This is a genomic window from Brachybacterium sp. UMB0905 (genome assembly GCF_002871795.1).
Lineage (GTDB): Bacteria > Actinomycetota > Actinomycetes > Actinomycetales > Dermabacteraceae > Brachybacterium.
Genome location: NZ_PNHL01000001.1, coordinates 224,296 through 242,094, shown reverse-complemented (window position 1 = coordinate 242,094; position 17,799 = coordinate 224,296). Strand labels below are relative to the sequence as shown.

Annotated in this window: 18 protein-coding genes and 1 tRNA gene; 12 read left to right on the top strand and 7 right to left on the bottom strand. The window is 69.7% G+C overall.

What is annotated here, in order from left to right; all coding sequences use genetic code 11:
• Positions 1-65: 65 nt before the first annotated feature.
• Genes CJ197_RS01120 through CJ197_RS01110 form a run of 3 tightly spaced genes read left to right on the top strand, consistent with a single transcriptional unit; the run spans position 66 to position 2,709 of the window.
• Positions 66-986 carry an ABC transporter substrate-binding protein gene (locus CJ197_RS01120; RefSeq protein WP_158239327.1) on the top strand — a complete coding sequence of 307 codons (921 nt, stop codon included), beginning with the start codon at positions 66-68 and terminating at the stop codon, positions 984-986.
• Positions 983-1,897, top strand: coding sequence for an amino acid ABC transporter permease (locus tag CJ197_RS01115; RefSeq protein WP_102234916.1), 915 nt, complete (start codon positions 983-985; stop codon positions 1,895-1,897). The genes CJ197_RS01120 and CJ197_RS01115 overlap by 4 nt, the downstream gene beginning before the upstream one ends.
• Before the next feature lie 35 nt (positions 1,898-1,932).
• Positions 1,933-2,709 (top strand): amino acid ABC transporter ATP-binding protein, encoded by a 777-nt coding sequence (locus tag CJ197_RS01110; protein WP_304528971.1) that lies wholly within the window; start codon positions 1,933-1,935, stop codon positions 2,707-2,709.
• Between the two features lie 24 nt (positions 2,710-2,733).
• Here the strand turns inward: CJ197_RS01110 and CJ197_RS01105 are convergent, their stop codons facing one another.
• From CJ197_RS01105 to CJ197_RS01095, 3 genes are read right to left on the bottom strand one after another with little or no spacing between them, the layout of a single operon-like run.
• A complete protein-coding gene (locus CJ197_RS01105) occupies positions 2,734-3,276 on the bottom strand; it encodes a hypothetical protein (RefSeq protein ID WP_233190571.1) in 543 nt (180 codons plus the stop codon).
• Positions 3,277-3,330: 54 nt separating this feature from the next.
• On the bottom strand, positions 3,331-4,611 hold the full coding sequence (locus CJ197_RS01100; protein ID WP_102234914.1) for a YibE/F family protein: 1,281 nt from the start codon (positions 4,609-4,611) through the stop codon (positions 3,331-3,333).
• Entirely contained in the window at positions 4,608-6,866 is a 2,259-nt protein-coding gene (locus tag CJ197_RS01095; RefSeq protein WP_102234913.1) for an HAD-IB family hydrolase, read from the bottom strand. The genes CJ197_RS01100 and CJ197_RS01095 overlap by 4 nt, the downstream gene beginning before the upstream one ends.
• A 19-nt stretch (positions 6,867-6,885) precedes the next feature.
• Here CJ197_RS01095 and CJ197_RS01090 point away from each other — a divergent pair, with 19 nt between their 5' ends.
• Genes CJ197_RS01090 through CJ197_RS01075 form a run of 4 tightly spaced genes read left to right on the top strand, consistent with a single transcriptional unit; the run spans position 6,886 to position 10,753 of the window.
• Positions 6,886-7,662 carry an SDR family oxidoreductase gene (locus CJ197_RS01090; protein ID WP_102234912.1) on the top strand — a complete coding sequence of 259 codons (777 nt, stop codon included), beginning with the start codon at positions 6,886-6,888 and terminating at the stop codon, positions 7,660-7,662.
• 4 nt (positions 7,663-7,666) lie between these two features.
• The gene (locus CJ197_RS01085; RefSeq protein ID WP_102234911.1) at positions 7,667-8,419 is read left to right on the top strand and encodes a lysophospholipid acyltransferase family protein; all 753 of its coding nucleotides are present in this window, start codon (positions 7,667-7,669) and stop codon (positions 8,417-8,419) included.
• The gene (locus tag CJ197_RS01080) at positions 8,416-10,122 is read left to right on the top strand and encodes an FAD-binding oxidoreductase (RefSeq protein WP_102234910.1); all 1,707 of its coding nucleotides are present in this window, start codon (positions 8,416-8,418) and stop codon (positions 10,120-10,122) included. Before CJ197_RS01085 ends, CJ197_RS01080 begins: the two co-directional genes overlap by 4 nt.
• Positions 10,123-10,144: 22 nt before the next feature.
• Positions 10,145-10,753, top strand: coding sequence for a histidine phosphatase family protein (locus tag CJ197_RS01075; RefSeq protein WP_102234909.1), 609 nt, complete (start codon positions 10,145-10,147; stop codon positions 10,751-10,753).
• A gap of 38 nt (positions 10,754-10,791) precedes the next feature.
• On the opposite strand, the gene CJ197_RS01070 is transcribed toward CJ197_RS01075, so the two are convergent.
• Positions 10,792-11,889: an alpha/beta hydrolase family protein gene (locus CJ197_RS01070; RefSeq protein ID WP_102234908.1), complete on the bottom strand. Its 1,098-nt coding sequence runs from the start codon at positions 11,887-11,889 to the stop codon at positions 10,792-10,794.
• Between the two features lie 438 nt (positions 11,890-12,327).
• On the opposite strand from CJ197_RS01070, the gene CJ197_RS01065 reads away from it, so the two are divergent.
• Positions 12,328-13,092: a ThuA domain-containing protein gene (locus tag CJ197_RS01065; RefSeq protein ID WP_102234907.1), complete on the top strand. Its 765-nt coding sequence runs from the start codon at positions 12,328-12,330 to the stop codon at positions 13,090-13,092.
• Positions 13,082-14,233: a Gfo/Idh/MocA family protein gene (locus tag CJ197_RS01060; RefSeq protein WP_233190570.1), complete on the top strand. Its 1,152-nt coding sequence runs from the start codon at positions 13,082-13,084 to the stop codon at positions 14,231-14,233. The genes CJ197_RS01065 and CJ197_RS01060 overlap by 11 nt, the downstream gene beginning before the upstream one ends.
• Positions 14,234-14,313: 80 nt before the next feature.
• Here CJ197_RS01060 and CJ197_RS01055 read toward each other — a convergent pair.
• The 3 genes from CJ197_RS01055 to CJ197_RS01045 all read right to left on the bottom strand — a co-directional run bounded on the left by CJ197_RS01055 (position 14,314) and on the right by CJ197_RS01045 (position 16,031).
• A tRNA-Arg gene (locus CJ197_RS01055) sits at positions 14,314-14,389 on the bottom strand.
• Between the two features lie 119 nt (positions 14,390-14,508).
• A complete protein-coding gene (locus CJ197_RS01050) occupies positions 14,509-15,453 on the bottom strand; it encodes a hypothetical protein (RefSeq protein WP_102234905.1) in 945 nt (314 codons plus the stop codon).
• A gap of 155 nt (positions 15,454-15,608) precedes the next feature.
• Complete coding sequence (locus CJ197_RS01045) at positions 15,609-16,031, bottom strand: cell division protein CrgA (protein ID WP_102234904.1); 423 nt, start codon at positions 16,029-16,031, stop codon at positions 15,609-15,611.
• 123 nt (positions 16,032-16,154) lie between these two features.
• On the opposite strand from CJ197_RS01045, the gene CJ197_RS01040 reads away from it, so the two are divergent.
• The 3 genes from CJ197_RS01040 to CJ197_RS15290 are packed head-to-tail and all read left to right on the top strand — an operon-like array spanning position 16,155 to position 17,793.
• Entirely contained in the window at positions 16,155-16,889 is a 735-nt protein-coding gene (locus CJ197_RS01040; RefSeq protein WP_102234903.1) for a DUF881 domain-containing protein, read from the top strand.
• On the top strand, positions 16,886-17,617 hold the full coding sequence (locus CJ197_RS01035; RefSeq protein WP_102234902.1) for a class E sortase: 732 nt from the start codon (positions 16,886-16,888) through the stop codon (positions 17,615-17,617). Before CJ197_RS01040 ends, CJ197_RS01035 begins: the two co-directional genes overlap by 4 nt.
• On the top strand, positions 17,617-17,793 hold the full coding sequence (locus CJ197_RS15290) for a hypothetical protein (protein WP_199173839.1): 177 nt from the start codon (positions 17,617-17,619) through the stop codon (positions 17,791-17,793). The genes CJ197_RS01035 and CJ197_RS15290 overlap by 1 nt, the downstream gene beginning before the upstream one ends.
• Positions 17,794-17,799 lie beyond the last annotated feature (6 nt).

The following is a 17,799-nucleotide window of genomic DNA, read 5'->3' as shown; positions in this document are numbered from 1 at the left end:
CGTGCGCTGTGAGAGCTGGGGAACATCAATTTGTAGGCATGCATAGGGCTGCATACTCTTGAGGGGTGTTGGTCAGTCATCCCCGTCGGCGCGTTCTGCTGGGCGCCATCCCCCTGGTCCTTGCCGGATCCGGGCTCAGCGCCTGCACCCGCGCCTCCGAACGTCTCGATGCCGAAGCCGCCGCCGTGCCCGTCGTCGATCTCTCCGACGTCACCGAAGTCCCCGAGATCGCCGACCTCGTGCCGACGGCGATCCGTGAGCGCGGAGAGCTCGTCAACGGCGCCGAGCTCAGCTACGCGCCCGCTGAGTTCGTCGGCTCTAACGGGGAGGCGGTGGGCTTTGACATCGACCTGCTGAGCGCCATTGGAAAAGTGCTGGGGCTCGCCACCCGCACCGAAGCCGCCGTGTTCGCGCAGATCATCCCCGCCGTCGGCACCACGTACGACGTCGGCATCTCCAGCTTCACCATCAACGCCGAACGGCTCGCCTCCGTGACCATGGTGTCCTACCTGCGCGCCGGCATCTCCTACGCCGTGAAGACCGGCAACCCCTACGGCATCGACCCCGCCCACCTGTGCGGTCAGCGCGTGTGCCTGCAGGTGGGCACCTACCAGGAGGAGCTCGCCGAAAAGCGCTCCGCTCAATGCCACGCCGATGGCCAGGGCGGCTACGACCTGCTGACCTACACCTCCAACGCCGACGCCGCCACCAACGTCGCCGGCGGCAAGGGTGACATCTTCATGGCCGACTCCCCGGTCACCGCCTACGCGATCGCCCGCTCCCGCGGCACCCTTGAGGCCATCGGCGAGATCGAGGAATCCGCCCTCAACGGCATCGTCGTCGCCCCCGACCAGCCCGAGCTCGCCGACGCGATCCGCGCCGCCGTGCAGCACCTCATCGACACCGGCCTCATGGAGCGGATCCTCGCCGCCTGGGGCAACGCCGATGCCATGATCCCGACCGCCGAGGTGAACCCCGAACCGTGAGCAGCCTGACCGCACCCTCTCCCGCGCCTGCGCCCATTCGCGCCAAAGCCGCCCCGCGTCCCGGGACCTGGATCTCCGCCATCATCGTTGGGCTGCTCGCCATCGGCCTCATCGTGTTCCTCGTGACGAACCCGGTGCTCGCCTGGGGAACCGTCGCCACCTACATCCTGGACATCAAGGTGATCCAGGGGGTGGGCTGGACACTGCTGCTGACGCTGCTGTCGATGGTGCTCGGCACCGCCGTCGCGCTCACCGCCGCGATCATGCGCCGCAGCGAGAACCCCGTGCTGCGCGGCGTGAGCTGGGTTTACATCTTCGTCTTCCGTGGTGTGCCGGTGTATACGCAGCTCGTGTTCTGGGGCCTGTTCACCGTAATCGTCCCGAGCATCATGGGCCTATCCACCCGCGACCTGCTCACCGCCTTCTGGGCCGCCGTGATCGGCCTGGGCCTGAACGAGGGCGCCTACCTCGCGGAGATCATCCGCTCCGGCCTGAACTCCGTGGACAAGGGGCAGACTGAGGCCTCACGGGCGCTGGGCATGAAGGAGAGCACCATCCTGCGGCGCATCATCGTGCCGCAGGCCATGCGGGTGATCGTGCCGCCGCTGGGCAACGAGACCATCGGCATGCTGAAGACCACCTCGCTCGTGCTCGCTGTGCCCTTCACCCTGGATCTCACCTTCGCCACCAACGGCATCGCCAACAAGCTGTTCACCCCCATCCCGCTGCTGATCGTCGCCGCCCTGTGGTACCTCGCGATCACGAGCGTGCTCATGGTCGGCCAGCACTACCTCGAGCGGCACTTCGGGCGCGGCATCGACACCGCCCCCGTCGGCCGCCGCTCCCGCCAGGCCGCCGTGAACCGCGCCGGCACCACCCCGAACGACCCGCTCCCGGAGGTGGAGCTGTGATGAGCGCTGAGATGAGCCCTGAGATGAGCTCTGAGATGAGTACTGAACCCCTGGTCCGCCTGGAGAGCGTCCACAAGTCCTTCGGCGATGTGCACGTGCTGCGGGGCTGCGACCTCGCGGTCCAGCGTGGCGAGGTGGCGGTGCTGCTGGGCCCTTCCGGCTCCGGGAAATCCACGCTGCTGCGCTGCATCAACCAGCTCGAGGAACCCACCGCCGGGAAGGTGCTGATCGACGGCGTGCTGCAGGGGTACGCGCCTGAGCCGTTGCCCGATGGGCGCTGGCAGAAACTCTCCGCGGCGCAGATCGCCGCGCAGCGCTCCCGGATCGGCATGGTGTTCCAGCGCTTCCACCTGTTCCCGCACCTCACGGCGCTCGGCAACGTGATGGAGGCCCCCGTGCAGGTGCGCGGGGTCTCGAAAGCAGCGGCGCAGGCACAGGCCCGGGAGCTGCTCGCGCGGGTGGGCCTCGCGGATCGGGCCGACCACTACCCCTCCGAGCTCTCCGGCGGGCAGCAGCAGCGCGTGGCGATCGCCCGCGCGCTCGCCATGGAGCCTGAGCTCATGCTGTTCGATGAGCCCACCAGCGCCCTGGACCCCGAGCTGGTCACCGAGGTCCTCACCGTGCTGCGGGACCTCGCGCGCGAGGGCATGACGATGGTGGTGGTCACCCACGAGATCGGCTTCGCCCGCGAGGTCGCCGATCAGGTGGTGTTCATGGACGAGGGCCGCATCATCGAACGCGGCAGCCCCGCGCAGGTCATCGACCACCCGCGCTCCGAGCGCCTGCAGGAATTCCTCGCCTCGGTGCTGTGACCCGTCGGCCGTGCCGGAAGCGGCTCAGGCCGCGGGGATCTCGAACTCTCCGCGGAACTCCGGGATGGTCTCGTCCTCGCCGAGGACCTTCACCTCGGGCCGCACGTAGGCGCCCTTGAGCGCGTCGCCGGTCTGCTCGACGTAGATCGGGATGTACCCGGTGGCCTCGCCGTCGCGGCGCGGGGCGCCCTCGAAATAGGTGAAGCCGGCGGCGGTGAGCTCCTCGTCCGCGGTCGAGGCGTAGTTGACCTCCTCGCCGCCGTCGTCCAGCAGGAAGTCCCGCTGGCTGACGACGCCGCCGAACTGCTCGCCCGGCACCACCTTCACCTCGAGGTAGACCATCTCGCCGTCGGGGTTGTCGGAGGCCGCGTAGTACTCGGTGGGGTTGTTCCGCACGGCCGAGACGATGGTGACCACGTCGCCGGTCTCCTCGTCGACGAGCTCGGTGCCGATCTCCACGACCGTCCTCTCGTCGGCCGGCTCGGCCTCCTCCTCGGCGACGCCGGCTGCCGGGTCCGGCTCGGCCGGGGCCTCGTCGGCGCCGCCGCAGGCGGTCAGGGCGAGCACGGTGACGGCGGCCAGGCCGGCGAGAGCGCTACGCAGAGGCGCCCCTCCGCGGCTTCAGGACCGGGCCGGACGCTCCTCGAGCTGCCGGCGGCGAGAGCGGCCCGCCCCACCCGCCGGGGGCGCCGCGAGGGCGGCGGCGATCGCCGTGGTCAGCGGGATCGCGAGCACGAGGCCGATCGAGGCGACCAGGGTCCGGAAGATCTCCGCGGCGATCTCACCGGAGGTCAGGGTGTCCAGCAGGGAGCGGTTGATGGTGCTGGCGTACATCAGCAGCGGCAGCGCGGAGCCGATGTAGGCGTAGGCCAGCGTGTAGACGGTCGAGGCGATGTGATCGCGACCGATCCGCATGGTCGCGCTGAACACCGCGAGCCTCGAGGCCGAGGGCATGGCGGCCCGCAGCTCCCAGGCGGAGGAGGCCTGGGTGATGGTGACGTCGTTGAGGGCGCCGAGCCCGGAGATGATCACGCCGGCCAGGAACACGGCCGACAGCGACAGCTGCGGGTAGCTGGAGAAGAGGATCTGGGCGGCGTCCCCGTCGGCCCCGGTCATCCCGGTGGCGCGCCCGGCGAGCAGGGCGATCAGCACCGTCACCGCGATGCCGCCGAAGGTGCCCAGCACCGCGGTGGTGGTGCGCACCGAGATCCCGTGCGCGAAGTAGACGCAGGGGAAGATCATCGCCGACGCGGCGACCAGCGCGACCAGCACCGGGTCCTGACCGGCGAAGATCGCCGGGAGCATGAACCACAGCACGATCGCGACCCCCGCGGCGAGGCCCACCATCGCCCGCAGGCCGCTGCCGCGGGCGACGAGCGCCACCAGCAGCAGGTAGGCCAGCAGCAGCAGGCCGAGCGGCAGCGCCCGCTCGTGGTCGAAGTAGAACAGGACCGGGGCCGACGCCTCCTCGACGCCTCCAGCGTCCTGATCGCCGAGGTCGAGCACCCGCAGCCGGTCACCCGTGCGGATGCCGTCGGCCGCGATCTGGGGCGGCACCTCCACCTGGACGCTCTGCCCGTCCAGCGGGTCCGCACGGCCGACCGCCTCGACGAGGACGCTCTCCTCGGTGTCCCCGACCTCCGGCACCTCGGTGACGGTGACCGGGACGATCTCGACGCCCGGGGCGAGGAACTCGGACTCGGCGGCGGGGGCGGACGCGCCGGGCCACAGGATGATCAGACCCGCGACGGTCGCGGCGAGCAGCGCGAGGACCAGCGCGGTGAGCACCCTCCGCGGACGGCGGCCGACGGGCGCGGGGGAGCCGTCGCCGTGGGAGTGCGAGTGGGTGTGCGCGGGGGCGGGCGCATCGTCCGCGCGACGCGCCCGCCTGCCGTGGCTCACCACTCCAGGATCTGCCAACGCTTCTTCTTCGCCGCGGCGTACAGCCCCAGGTCCGGGGCGATTGCGGCGGGGTGGCCGACGAGCTCCAGCCAGGCGGCATCGGCGTGCGAGTCGCCGTAACCGTAGGAGGCGGCGAGGTCCGCGCCATGCTGGTCCGCGTACTTGCGCAGCCAGTTCGCGCGCGCCTCATCCACCAGCGGCGGGGTGGCCAGGAACCCGGTCATCACGCCGTCCGCGTCCTCATCCATATGCGTGGCGATGACGTCGTCGAACAGGTCCGCGATCGGCGCCACGAGCACATCCAGCGCCCCGGTGACCAGCACCGTGCGATGCCCTGCGGCGCGGTGGCGCTCGATGGTCTGCAATGCCTCCGGGCGGATCGAGGCGCGGATCCGCCGCCCCGCCTCCCCGGCCATGATGCGGCGCAGGTCCTCGCTGCGATGCCCCGCATAGCGGCGGTTGACCAGGCGGATCAGCTCCGAGCGGTCGCGCTTCTCCGCCCGCAGGTAACCGGGCACCGAGGTCAGCAGGGCGGAGACCTCTCCGGGCCAGGTGCGGCGCGGCCGCGTGGCCCGCACCACCGCGAAGTACTGCTGCACGATGTTCGTGGCCAGCACCGTGCCGTCCAGGTCGAAGACCGCCAGCGTGCCCGTGCCGGGCTTCAGATCCTCCGGCGGGCGGTTCGCGCGGCGCCGCGAGGCGGCCTTCGCCCGCGAGTACGCCTTGGTCAGCTCGGTCACGGCCGGCAGATGCTGCTGCTGGAAGTACTCGCGCCAGGAGATCTCGGTGACATCGAAGTCATGCGTGGTCAAAAACTGCGCGGGTAGCTCCTTGCGCAGCGCCCGGGTGTTCGCATCGTCGAAGACCATCTCGGTCTTCGTGTAGTGGCGGTACAGCTCGATGTACTTGCGCAGAGTGGACAGGCCCGAGGTCGCCTTGTGCAGGGAGCTGGTCCATTCGCGGGTGCGGCGCGTGGCCGGCAGATGCGCCACCACCTGCGAGCCGAGCCGGGCACCGAGCTCCTTGGCCCGGAACCGCTGCTCCACCATCTCCACCGCGGGGAAGGACCACTCGGGCACCACGATCGGGCGGCCCCTGTCATCCTCCAGCGGATGCTCCAGGAAGTACTCGCGCACCGCGGAGACCATGTCGTGGAACGGCAGCGGATTGGTGTTGCCGGAGACCACCTGGAAGTACGCCTCATCGCCGCGCCGCTCGGTGTCCTGGGTGGCCAGCGCCACGATCACATTGACCACGAAGTCCACCGGGATGACGTCCAGGATCGTGTCCGCGACGCCCGGAAACTCCGGCAGCAGACCCTTGCCGTAGGCCATGATCAGCGGGTCGGCAACCTTGTAGCCGTCGATCCAGCCGGGGTAGGGGCGGCGCACCGCGGACTCGATGATCGACGGGCGCACGAAGGACACGCGGTGCCCGGCATCGGCCCACATCTCCTCAGCCACCTGCTCGGCCATCGCCTTGGTGAAGGTGTAGATATCGGTCCAGCCGACGGACTGGGCGCGGGTGCGGCCGAAGTCCACCAAGCGCTCATCGACCCACGCCTTGCGCGCCTCCTCCGAGGAGGCGGCCACGGCCTTGGGGCCCATGCGGCCCACGGCGTGCTTCGCGCTGCGGATCTGCGATCGCAGGGTCTCGGGCCGACGGGACTCCGCCTCCACGCGGGTACGCGCGGCCAGCGCCGCCTCGTACTCATCGCGCCAGTTCACGGTGGCTGGCAGGCGACCCTCCCGGCGCAGACCCTTGGAGATGCCGCCCACATAGGCGGTGGACACATGGATCACATGCGGGTCCTGCCCGGAGGCCAACAGGGCCTCGTACAGGTTCTTGGCCCCGCCCACATTGGTGCGGAACGCCTCATCGATCGGCGGGTCGAAGGACACCGAGGACGCCGAGTGGATCACCACATCGACCGGTTCGGTGATCTCCGGCATGTCCGTGAGGTCACCCTCGAGGGCGCTCACGCGCTCAGCGAAGATCTGCGCGACGCGCTCGGTGCCGCCCTCGCCCAGCTCGTCCGCCCACGAGGCGAACACGGGCTTCTTCAGCAGCTGCTCGAGCCGCCGGTTCCCGGAGACGGAGCCCTTGGGACGCACCAGGGCGGTGACATGGACGTCCTCGGTGGTCTCCAGCAGGGAGCGCAGCACGGCCTGTCCCAGAAAGCCGGTGACACCGGTGAGCAGGATCCGGCGGCCGCCGGGCACGGCTGCGGCAGAGCGGTCAGTGGTGTGGGGCATGGGATGTATCGTAGCGGCCATGCACAGGGCCCTGATCACCGGCGGCACCTCAGGCATCGGGGCCGCGTTCGCCAGAGCGTTCGCCACGCGTGGCGTGTCTCTCGTGCTCGTCGCACGCAACGCCGCGCGCCTGGATGAGACCGCCGCACAGCTGCGCGCCGACCACGGCATCGAGGTGGAGACCCTCGTCGCCGATCTCGCCGACCGCGAGGCTCAGCAGCGCGTGGCCGACCGGCTCGAAGCCCCCACCGACCCCGTCGACGTGTTCGTCAACAACGCCGGTTTCTCCGTGCGCGCGGGCCTGCTCGATGAGGACATCTCCCCGCACGACCTCGGCTTCGAGGTGATGATCCGCGCGGTCCTCAAGCTCGGCGGCGCCGCCGGACGGGCCATGCGCGAGCGCGGGCACGGCTGGATCATCAACATCGGCTCCGTCTCCGCCCTGGTCACCCAGAACAACTACTCCGCCATCAAGGCCTGGGTGGGCAACTACTCCGAATCCCTGGGCGTGCAGCTGGCCGGCACCGGCGTGCAGGTCACCGCGCTGATGCCCGGCTGGGTGCGCACCGAGTTCCATTCCCGCGCCGGCATCAAGGGCTCTTCCATCCCCGGGGTGCTGTGGCTGGACGCCGACCGCCTGGTGGAGGACTGCCTGCGCGATGTTGCCCGCGGCAAGCCGGTCTCGATCCCCTCGACGCGCTGGAAGCTCATCGCCGCGGTGCTGCGCACCACCCCGCGCGGCCTCATCGCCCGTCTCAGCGCTCTGCTCAGCCACCGCCGCAGCCGGGAGAGGTGAGCCGATGATCTCGCTGTCCGCTCGCAGCCGCGGCCAGGGCTGGGAGAAGCCGCCGCCGGAGCTGGCGAAGTTCCGCTCCCGCTGGCGGGCGAACGTCCGCTTCGTGCTGCAGCGCGTGATCTTCCGCGCGGTGGTCAACTCCGCGGTGACCCCGAGTGCGACCGTGCCCCGTCGGGTGCGCTCCGTGCGCGGTCCCTTTGTGCTGGTCGCCAACCACACCAGCCACGTCGATGGGCCGCTGCTGGCGATGAGCATGCCGTGGACGCAGGCGCGCTACCTCTCCACCGGGGTGGCGGCCGACTACTGGTTCGATCATTGGCCGCGCCGCGTGTTCGTGCGCTGGATGATGAACGCCTTTCCGATCGACCGCGGCGGCTCCCGCAAGCACTCCGGGACCTCTCGCCGTCTGCTGCGCTCGGGTGTGCCGATCCTGGTGTTCCCCGAGGGTGGGCGGCAGAAGACCGGCGTCATGGCCGAGTTCAAGCCCGGTGCGGCGGCCCTCGCGATCGGCGTGGGCGTGCCCGTGGTGCCGGCGGCGATCATCGGCGGCCACGAGGCGATGCCCAAGGGGCGCTCCTGGCCCAAACCCGGCCGGCCCCCCGTCGGCGTGGTCTTCGGCGAGCCGATGATCTCCTACGAAGGGGAGTCCGCCGTGGACTACAGCGCCCGCATCCAGCAGCGCGTCAAAGAGCTGTACGACGAGTATCACGACGAGATCCTCGGCCCGGGCGGGTCGGGAGAGAAGGAGTCCGCATGAACCAGAGGCTGAGCGCCCGCGAGGTCAAGCGGCACAAGTGGTGGGGCTGGGGCCTGGATGACGTCACCTTCCGTTGGGACAACAAGCCTGCCTTCGCGCCGCTGGCGAAGCGGAAGATCGGCGTGGACCTCGCCTCCCTCACCCCGAGCGAGCCGCAGCTGAGCGACCACGAGGTGCCGCCGACGCGCCTGCCGGGCGCGGTGCGTGAGCTGCTGGCGGGCGCCGTCGGCCCCGAGAACGTGCTGGATGACGACGAGTACCGCGTGGTCCACTCCTTCGGCCGTTCCCTGCCGGACCTGTTCCGCGTGCGCACCGGCGACTTCGCCCGGCTGGTGGATGCGATTGTCTACCCCGCGAGTGAGGAGGAGGTCGCCGCGGTGCTGCGCGTCGTCCTCGAGCAGGACCTCGTGCTTATCCCCTACGGCGGCGGGTCGTGCATCTCCGGCTCGGTCACCCCGGACCCGGCCGAGGAGCGCCCGGTGATCACCATGAACCTGGGCCGGATGCGGGATGTCCTCGAGATCGACGAGACCGCGGGTCTGGCCCGTGTGGAGGCCGGCGTGTACGGCCCCGACCTCGAGGAGCAGCTGAACGCCCGCGGCTGGACCATGGGCCACTTCCCGGACTCCTTCACCTACTCGACCGTCGGCGGCTGGGCGGCCACCCGCTCCACCGGGATGCAGTCCGACAAGTACGGGGATATCGAGGACATCGTTCGCGGCATGCGGGTGGTCCACCCCGAAGGCACCGTGGTCACCAAGCCCATCCCCGGCCGCGATGCCGGCCCGAGCGTCCACGACATGATCCTGGGCAGCGAGGGGCGGCTCGGCATCATCACCGAGGCGACCGTGCAGGTGCACCGCATCGCCCCGGTCCGCCAGGTCATCGCCTACATGTTCCCCGACTGGGAGCATGGCATCCGCGGGATGCACGCGATCGCTCGCAACACCGATGTGGCGCCCACCTTCGCGCGGCTGTCCGACGGGCCGGAGACCGAGTTCTCCCTGTCCATGGTCAAGGAGCCGACGTCGGCGAAGTCCAAGGTCGCCGCGAAGGTGCAGGAGGGGCTGTTCGCCTATCTGCGCTCCCAGGGCTGGGACACGAGCGAGGAGATGTGCATCTCCTACGTGTGCTTCGAAGGCTCGAAGCAGTCCGTGGACGCCCAGAAGGCGATCGTGAAGAAGATCGTGAAGAACAACGGCGGCATCACCCTCGGTGCCGGGCCCGGCGCGATCTACGACCAGAAGAAGTTCGACACCCCCTACCTGCGGGACTTCCTCATGGACTACCAGGTCTTCGGCGATGTCTGCGAGACCGGCGCCACCTGGTCACGGCTGAACGAGGTTCACTCGCGGGTGTACGACGCGTTCTATGCGGCGCAGGCGCAGCAGGGTCTGCCCGGCTTCATGTTCTGCCACATGTCGCACAGCTACCACGGCGGGGCCTGCCTGTACTTCACCTTCGCCTTCCCCTTCTCCTCACCGGAGCAGGCGCTCGAGCAGTACTACACCGCCAAGCGCGCCGTCCAGCAGACCTTCGTGGACCTCGACTCCGGGGTGTCCCACCATCACGGCGTGGGCACCGAGCATCTGCCGTGGATGCGTCAGGACCAGGGCGAGGTGGGGATGCGCCTGATCGAGGGCCTGTTCGAGATGACCGACCCGGGCCGGAACCTCAACCCCGGCAAGGTCGCCACCCCCTGAGCTGACGCGGGCTAGGACCACGATGCCGACCGCACCCCACCCGGTGCTCGTGCTGCGCCACGGCGAATCCACCGCGAACGTCGAGGGGCTGATCGCCTCCGCCCCCGGCCCGCGCACCCTGGTGGAGGTGGGGCTGACCGAGCGCGGACGCGAACAGGCGCGAGCGGCCAGCGCCGTGGCGCGTCGAGCCGGGCTCGGAGCGGACACCGTGATCATCACCAGCGACTTCGCGCGCGCCCGCCAGACCGCGGAGCTGTTCGCCGCGGGGCTGGGAGCGGGCGCGCCGCTGCTGGATCAGCGTCTGCGTGAGCGTGACTTCGGGATCCACGACGGCCGCCCGCACACGGCCTACGACGGGATCTGGGCGGTGGACCTCGCGCGCGGCGAACACACGGACGAGGTGGAGAGCGTTCAGCACGTGGCCGACCGGACCCTCGCCGTGCTGGAGCGGGCCGATGCCGCCGCCCGCTGTGCTCCCGTGGTGCTCGTGGCCCACGGAGATGTGCTGCAGATCCTGCTGGCGCTCGCCGCGGGCATGGACCCGCATGACCATCGAAAGCAGCCCCCGCTCGGCAATGCTGAGCTGCGCGCAGTGGGGAATGCGAGACCGCCGCTCTCGAGTCGAAGCTGAGAGCGGCGGTCGCCGACGCTGAGAAGTTGGCGCGAGGGTCAGGCGTTCAGGACCTTCATCATGCCCGGGAGGTCCTCAGCGAGGTTGTCCCGCCACAGCCCCCACTCGTGGGTGGCTCCCCGCACCACCTGGAAGTCGTGGTCGATGCCGGCGGCGGCGAGCTCTCCCGCGAAACGCTCCTGATTGGGATGGACGATGTTCTCGATGAAATCGGCGCCCACCTCCCCAAGCTTCTCCTTGAAGGTGGCCAGCAGATCCGGGTTGTCGAACAGACCGTCGAAGAAGTCTCCCCAGGGGCCGTCCCCGGTGCGCAGGAACACGCGCTTGCCCTTGTACTTGTCGATGTTGTCGATCGGGTTGTAGCCGCGAGCGATCTGCGGGTACCAGTCGTGGCCCCAGGTGGCGCCGGGCAGGTTCGAGGTGCCGAAGTACTTCTCCGCGTCAAAGGCAGGGCAGATCCAGATCGCCCCGCCCACCAAGGTCGAATCGGGGTGACGGTCCGAGCAGTCAGCAGGACCGGAGTAGGAGCTCACGGACCGGAAGTGGCCCCAGTACCGCTGGCCGAGCGCGAGGGCGCCCCAGCCGCCCATCGACAGTCCGCCGATCGCCATGGAGTCCGGACGGGTGCGGAAGTTCTCGTGCACGAACGGCAGCACCTGGGTCATGATGAACGATTCCCAGGCGGCCTCGCGTCCCGGCAGGGGGAAGTTCGCGTTGGAGTAGAAGGAGCCCGCGCCGCCATCGGGCATCACGACGATGACCTCATGCTTCTCGGTCTGCTCGAGGACGCCGCCGGCTTTCGTCCAGTCCAGGAAGAGGCCGCCGCGGCCATGCAGGAGCAGCAGCACGGGGTAGCGGCGGTCGGAGTTTTCGGTGTAGCTGGGCGGGACGGTGACGCGGAAGGACGGCGGGAAGGTCTTGACCATGCCGCCGGTGTCCACCCGGAAGTCCACCGAGCGGATGTCGTGATGGATCCACGGGCTGCCGTCGATCATCTTGAGCCCGGCGGCGTTGTGGAAGTCGCCCAGCTGTGCGGCGTTCGCGGCGGTGCCGCCCACGGCGACGAGAGGGGCGAGGGCCGCGGCCCCCATAAGCAGTCGGCGGCGGGTGGTGGTCAGCGGGGTGGTCGGGCTCATGCGTGCTCTCCTCCAAGACGCGACGTGGGTGCGAGCGGCACAGGTAACAGATGTGCGCAGCGCCACCGTGTGAGGAGCGGGGCGTGCATCGCAAGCAGCGCAGGTCACAGCGCGTTTTGGTGGAGAAGGTGGGCTAGCACTTAGGTGCTGGGCCGGGGCGGCGTCGGCACTTTCGATCGATGGCCGAAAGGGCCCGTGCAGGGTGCGGGCTCCCTCGCCGTTGAAGGAGCCCTTCGCTGCAGGCTAACGGGGTGGCGTGCGGCGCAGGTCACGCCGAGGTCACGATATTGTGAGCACCTGTCTTCGGGGGTGGGGGCTTTCTCAGGGGTGGAGGAGCGGTGACCGCGGTCCTTCTCAGCGCCGGGGAGCGACCCTACGATGGGAGCTCCCCAGCGCCGCGCGTGCGCGTCGGCGACCGCCCCACCGCGAAGGATGGACATGACACTGCGCATCGCCGTGTTCGGCGAGAACCGGCACGAGAAGGTGGACCCGACGGTCCAGAAGATCTACCCCGAGGGCATGCATACGGTCATCGCCGACGGGCTGCGTGAGACCCTCGCCGCGGATGGGGTCGACGCCGAGGTGCGGATCGCCCTGCTCGATGACATCCACGAGAGCCTCTCCGAGGAGGCGCTCGCCGAGACCGACGTGCTCACCTGGTGGGGGCACATGGCCCACCAGGATGTGCCCGATGAGGTGGTCCAGCGCGTTGTCCGCCGCGTCCATGCCGGCATGGGCTTCATCCCGCTGCATTCGGCCCACTACTCCAAGCCCTTCATCTCCCTCATGGGCACCACCTGCAACCTGCTGTGGCGCAATGAGGGTGAGGAGGAGCGGGTGTGGACCGTGAATGCCTCCCACCCCATCGCGCGGGGCGTGCCCCACCCCATCGTCATCCCCGCTCAGGAGATGTACGGGGAGATGTTCGACATCCCCGCCCCCGATGAGCTCGTGTTCATCTCCTCCTTCGCCGGGGGCGAGGTATTCCGCTCCGGCTGCGTGTTCCGCCGCGGCAAGGGCAAGATCTTCTACTTCAGCCCCGGGGACCAGGAGTACCCCGTGTATCGGCAGACGGAGATCCGCCGCGTGCTCGCCAACGCCGTGGTGTGGGCGCGCCCTGAGGAGCGCCCCGCCGTGCCGGTGAAGATCGATAATGCGCAGCGCGACTGGTTCCGCGGCCAGGAGGCCGAGCGTGTCATCTGAGGCTCGAATCCCCGCTGACCGCAGAGCACGGGTGGTCATCGTCGGCGCCGGCTCGATGGGGGCCTGGTGGGCGCGCGAGGTGGTCGCGAGCGATGTCGCCGAGCTGGTCGGGGTCGCCGACCTGGCCGAGGGCGCGCCGCAGCGGGTCATCGACCAGTCCGGGGCCGCGGACCCGTCGGCCATTGCGACGGGGACCGACGGAGTGGAACTTGCCCGTGAACGGGGAGCAGACCTGCTCATCAACCCGACGGTGCCGCTGGCGCATCATCCGGTGACAGTGCAGGCGCTGCACGCCGGAATCCCGGTGTTGGGGGAGAAGCCGGTCACCGAGACGCTGCCGGAGGCGCTGAGCCTCGTGGCGCATGCGGAGCTGACCGGCGTGCCGTTCATGGTCTCCCAGTCGCGGCGGTTCTTCCGGCAGGTGCGCCAGCTGCGTTCCTTCGTCGCGTCCCATGGGCCGACGGTCATGACCAGTGCCTTCTTCTCGCTGTTCACCGAGCATGACGGGTACCGGCGCGAGCAGGACCACCCGCTGCTGCGCGATATGGGCATCCACGCCTTCGATGCCGCCCGCTACATCCTGGACGCGGACCCGGTAGCGGTCACCGCCGTCGGGGCGCGACCCGAGTGGAGCGTGTACCGGCATGACGCGACGGTCTCGGCGACCTTCGAGATGTCCGATGGCTCCCTGTTCGCCTACCACGGCACGTGGAATGCCCGCGGCCTGCCGACCTGGTGGAACAGCGAGTGGCGGATCGGGGCGCAGCGCGGCAGCGCCACCTGGGACGGGACGGGCGTGCCGGTGCTCGGTACCGAGGATGAGCAGGAGACCGAGCGGCTGCGGGCGGCGATCGCCGCCGAGGACGCCCCGGAACCCGATCAGATCGCCGCCTCGCTCGTGGAGTTCGTCTCCGCCCTGCGGGAGGGCCGCACACCCCTGTGCGAGGTCCACGAGAACCTGCTGAGCTTCGCGATGGTCGAAGCGGCCGTCGCCGCCGTGGAGCGGGGAGAGCGCGTGCTGATCGATAATCTGCTCGAGGAGGCCCGGCGCGATGCGATCACCGCCGAGGCCGACCCGGCGGCGCGGGAGATCCTGCAGTCCTGGCCCACCGTGCGCGAAGCGCTCGTGGCCCCACGCTGAGCGGGGTGTGCCGGGCGTGTGCCCGGACATGCGAATCGCCCCTCATCTGCGCGTCTCGTGCAGATGAGGGGCGATCCCGCTGGCGCGCCCGGAGGGATTCGAACCCCCAACCTTCTGATCCGTAGTCAGATGCTCTATCCGTTAAGCTACGGGCGCCCGTCGGCCAAACCGACCTCACCGATACTACTGGCGGGCTCCTCCCGGCGCCAATCCTGGCGCCATGAGCCTGCTCACAGCCGGTAGATGAGGTGCGCTGGGGCTTGGCCGACCCGTTCTCACCAGCCCTGCTGCGGAGGCTGCGGGGGCTGCTGACCGCCCTGGTTCGGAGGCTGCGACCACGGCTGCTGGCCACCCTGCTGCGGAGGCTGTGACCACGGCTGCTGACCGCCCTGCTGCGGGGCCTGCGGTGGGGCAGGAGGCGGCGACGGCTGACCCCACGGCTGCGGCGAGGACTGAGGCTGCGGGGAGGGCTGACCGGGCATGCCCTGCGCGCCACCCTGCGGGGCGGGCGAGGGAGCGGAGGCGTACGGGGTCTGCCCGCCGCCACCGCCGCTGTTCTTGCCCTTGCGGCTGCGCAGCACGAAGAACGCGACCGCCGCGAGCGCCAGCAGCAGCAGGAAGCCCAGGAACAGCACCACCAGGATGACGATCAGCCAGGGGAAGCCGCCGGCGTCAGCGCGGATCTCGAGAGTGTCGGTGTCGAGATTGCTCAGATCGGTGATGGTCACCGTGTTGCCGTCGATCTCACCCGCGGTGGCCGACTCCACCTTGCCCGGGAAGGAGAAGCTCATACGGTAATCCAGGCCCTGCATAGAGGGATCGGTGACGTCGGCTTCCGCAGTCTCCGCGCCGAGATCGAGGGTGAGGATGAGCTGGCCGTCCTCCTCGACGAGCGAGAGGCCGTCACCGAACTTCCCGTCGACCATCACCCCGTTGACGGTGCACCCGAGCCGACCGTCCTCTTCATAGGGAGCGACCTTGGGCGCGTTCTCGTTCGCGAAGTCGATCTCCTTCTCGATGTCGCGGCAGAAGTCCTCGGCACTGGAGTAGAGGCCGGCGAGCATCTCCTCGTCCACGGCGACGTCGAGGGCGAACTCGATAGTCTCCGCGTCCTTGATCTCGAAGTCCGCGTGGAACTTGCCGCATCCCGCCATCACCAGAAGGAACGGCAGCAGCAGAAGGGCGGCAATCCGGCGCCGCACAGAAGAAGTGGTGGTCATCGATCCCCCAGATGGTCGGTGCGTAGTGCGCGCACCGCCGGGATCGGCATTGGACGCCTGGCGGGTGCGCGTGTTGCTGAGCCTACTCGGGCCGCGGGGCGTTCCGCCGAGCGACGGGGGAGTCGTCACGGGAATGTGACGGTGCGTTCAGATCACTACTTCCAGAACATGAGCATGCCGCCGCCCACCAGCAGGAGCCCGAATCCCGCGGCGAGGTTCCAATCCCCGATCGGCAGCGGCAGGGTGCCCGACGAAATGTAGTAGGTCACCAGGTACACAAGCCCCAGGATGAGGAACACGACGGCGGTGGGAGCGAGCCACTGCGGATTCTGCGTCGCCGCGGCCACCCGTCGGCCCCGGGTGCGGCGCGATTCTTCTGCCGCGGCCGTGCGCACCGAGGTGGAGCGGGTGGAGTCCTTCGCCTTCTCGGGGACCTCGCCGCCGGCGGGCTTCTTCGCGCCCTTGACGGGATCTTTCGCCGTCGTAACCGGGTCCTTCGCGCCCGCGGCGGGGCTCTTCTGGTTCCGCGTGCTCTTCACCGGGGTCTTGGCGCCCTTCGTCTTCCTGCTCTTGGCCATCTCCCGGTGCTCCTTCAGGGCTTCGACGATGTGACGCACGGGTATCGCCGCGCGGGCCCGCGGACACGGGCCGTGGCCTAGGGTAATGGGCGTCCCCTCCACCGTGCGAGGCGAGGAGCCGCCATGGACCGCCGCACCGGCCCGCAGACGTCGCCGCGCAGCCTGCGTTCGCGCACGGGTGTGGTCGCCGTGATGCTCCTGGCAGGCGTGCTGTTCGCCACCACGGCCCGCCTGGGAGACGGTGGCTCCATCCGCGATGAGAGCGCCGACGTGAGCAGTGTGCTGCGTGAACGCACCCAGACCATCGAGCGGCTCTCGGCGGACAACGCCGCCAAACGCGAGCAGATCGAGGAGCTCACCGGGCAGGCCGCCGGCCAGTCCCTCGCCTCCCGCACCGAGGAGGTGGCGCGCACCGTCGGGCTCTCCGAGGTGACCGGACCCGGCCTGCAGATCACCCTGACCGATGCGCCTAGCGGCTCCCTCGGCACGATCCCCGGGGCACGGCCCGATGACCTCGTGGTGCACCAGCAGGACCTCGAGGCCTACATCAACGCGCTGTGGGCCGGTGGTGCCGAGGCGATGATGCTGCAGGACCAGCGGGTGATCGCCGGCAGCGCCTTCCGCTGCGCCGGCAACACCCTGCTGCTCGAGGGCAGGGTCTACTCCCCGCCGTTCACGATCACCGTGATCGGACCGACCGAGCAGATGCTCCAGGCCTTGGAGGTTGCTCCCGGGGTCGCGGTGTACCGTGAATGGGTGGAACACGTGAGCCTGGGGGAGCAGATCGAGATCCTCCCCGAGACGACTTTGCCGGCCTACTCCGGCTCCCTCACTCTCACCGCGGCGGTGGCCGGATGAGCGACCGTCGCCGTGGCGCCCAGCCCAGCCGCGGCGTCGCGGTCATCGGCATCATCGGAGAGCTGCTGCTGACCCTCGGCGCCCTGCTGCTGCTGTTCCTCGTGTGGCAGCTGTGGTGGACCGACGTGATCGCCGATCGCGAGCAGGCCAGGATCATCGACACGATCAGCGATCAGTGGGGTGAGGTGGACTCCCAGAAGATCGCCACCCCGCGCGAGGGCCCGCCGCCTGCCCTGGACACCCCCGCCGACACCATGGTGTTCGGGGCCATGCACGTGCCCGACTTCGACCGCGAGACGTTCCCCCTGGCCGAGGGCGTGAGCCTCGAGGAGGTCCTCAATGTCAAGGGGGCCGGTCACTACCCGGAGACCGCCCTGCCCGGCGAGGTGGGGAATTTCTCCGTGGCCGGGCACCGCAACACCTACGGCCGCGTCTTCGAGGACATCGCCCGTCTGCAGGAGGGCGATCCGATCGTGGTGGAGACGGCCGATGCGTTCCTGGTCTACGAAGTCACCTCCTGGGAGGTGGTCATGCCCGGTGACGTCGACGTGATCGCCCCGGTCCCCGGTGATTTTCAGGCCGAGCCCACCGAGCGGATGCTCACCATGACCGCCTGCCACCCGATGTACTCCGCGCGAGAGCGCTACATCGTCCATGCCCGCTTTGCGTACTGGACGGCGCGGGAGGATGGCATTCCTCCGGCCCTCGCCGAGGAGGAGGGTGCCTGATGTACGGCTGGCTGTTCCGCCATCTGCCCGGTCCGCTGTGGGTCCGGATCCTGCTGATTCTGCTGCTGCTGGCCGGAGTGATCGTGCTGCTGTTCGGCTGGGTGTTCCCGGCGATCGCCCCGCACATGCCGTTCAACGACGGGCTCGTGGGATCCACGGCACCGCCGGACAGCTGAGCGCCG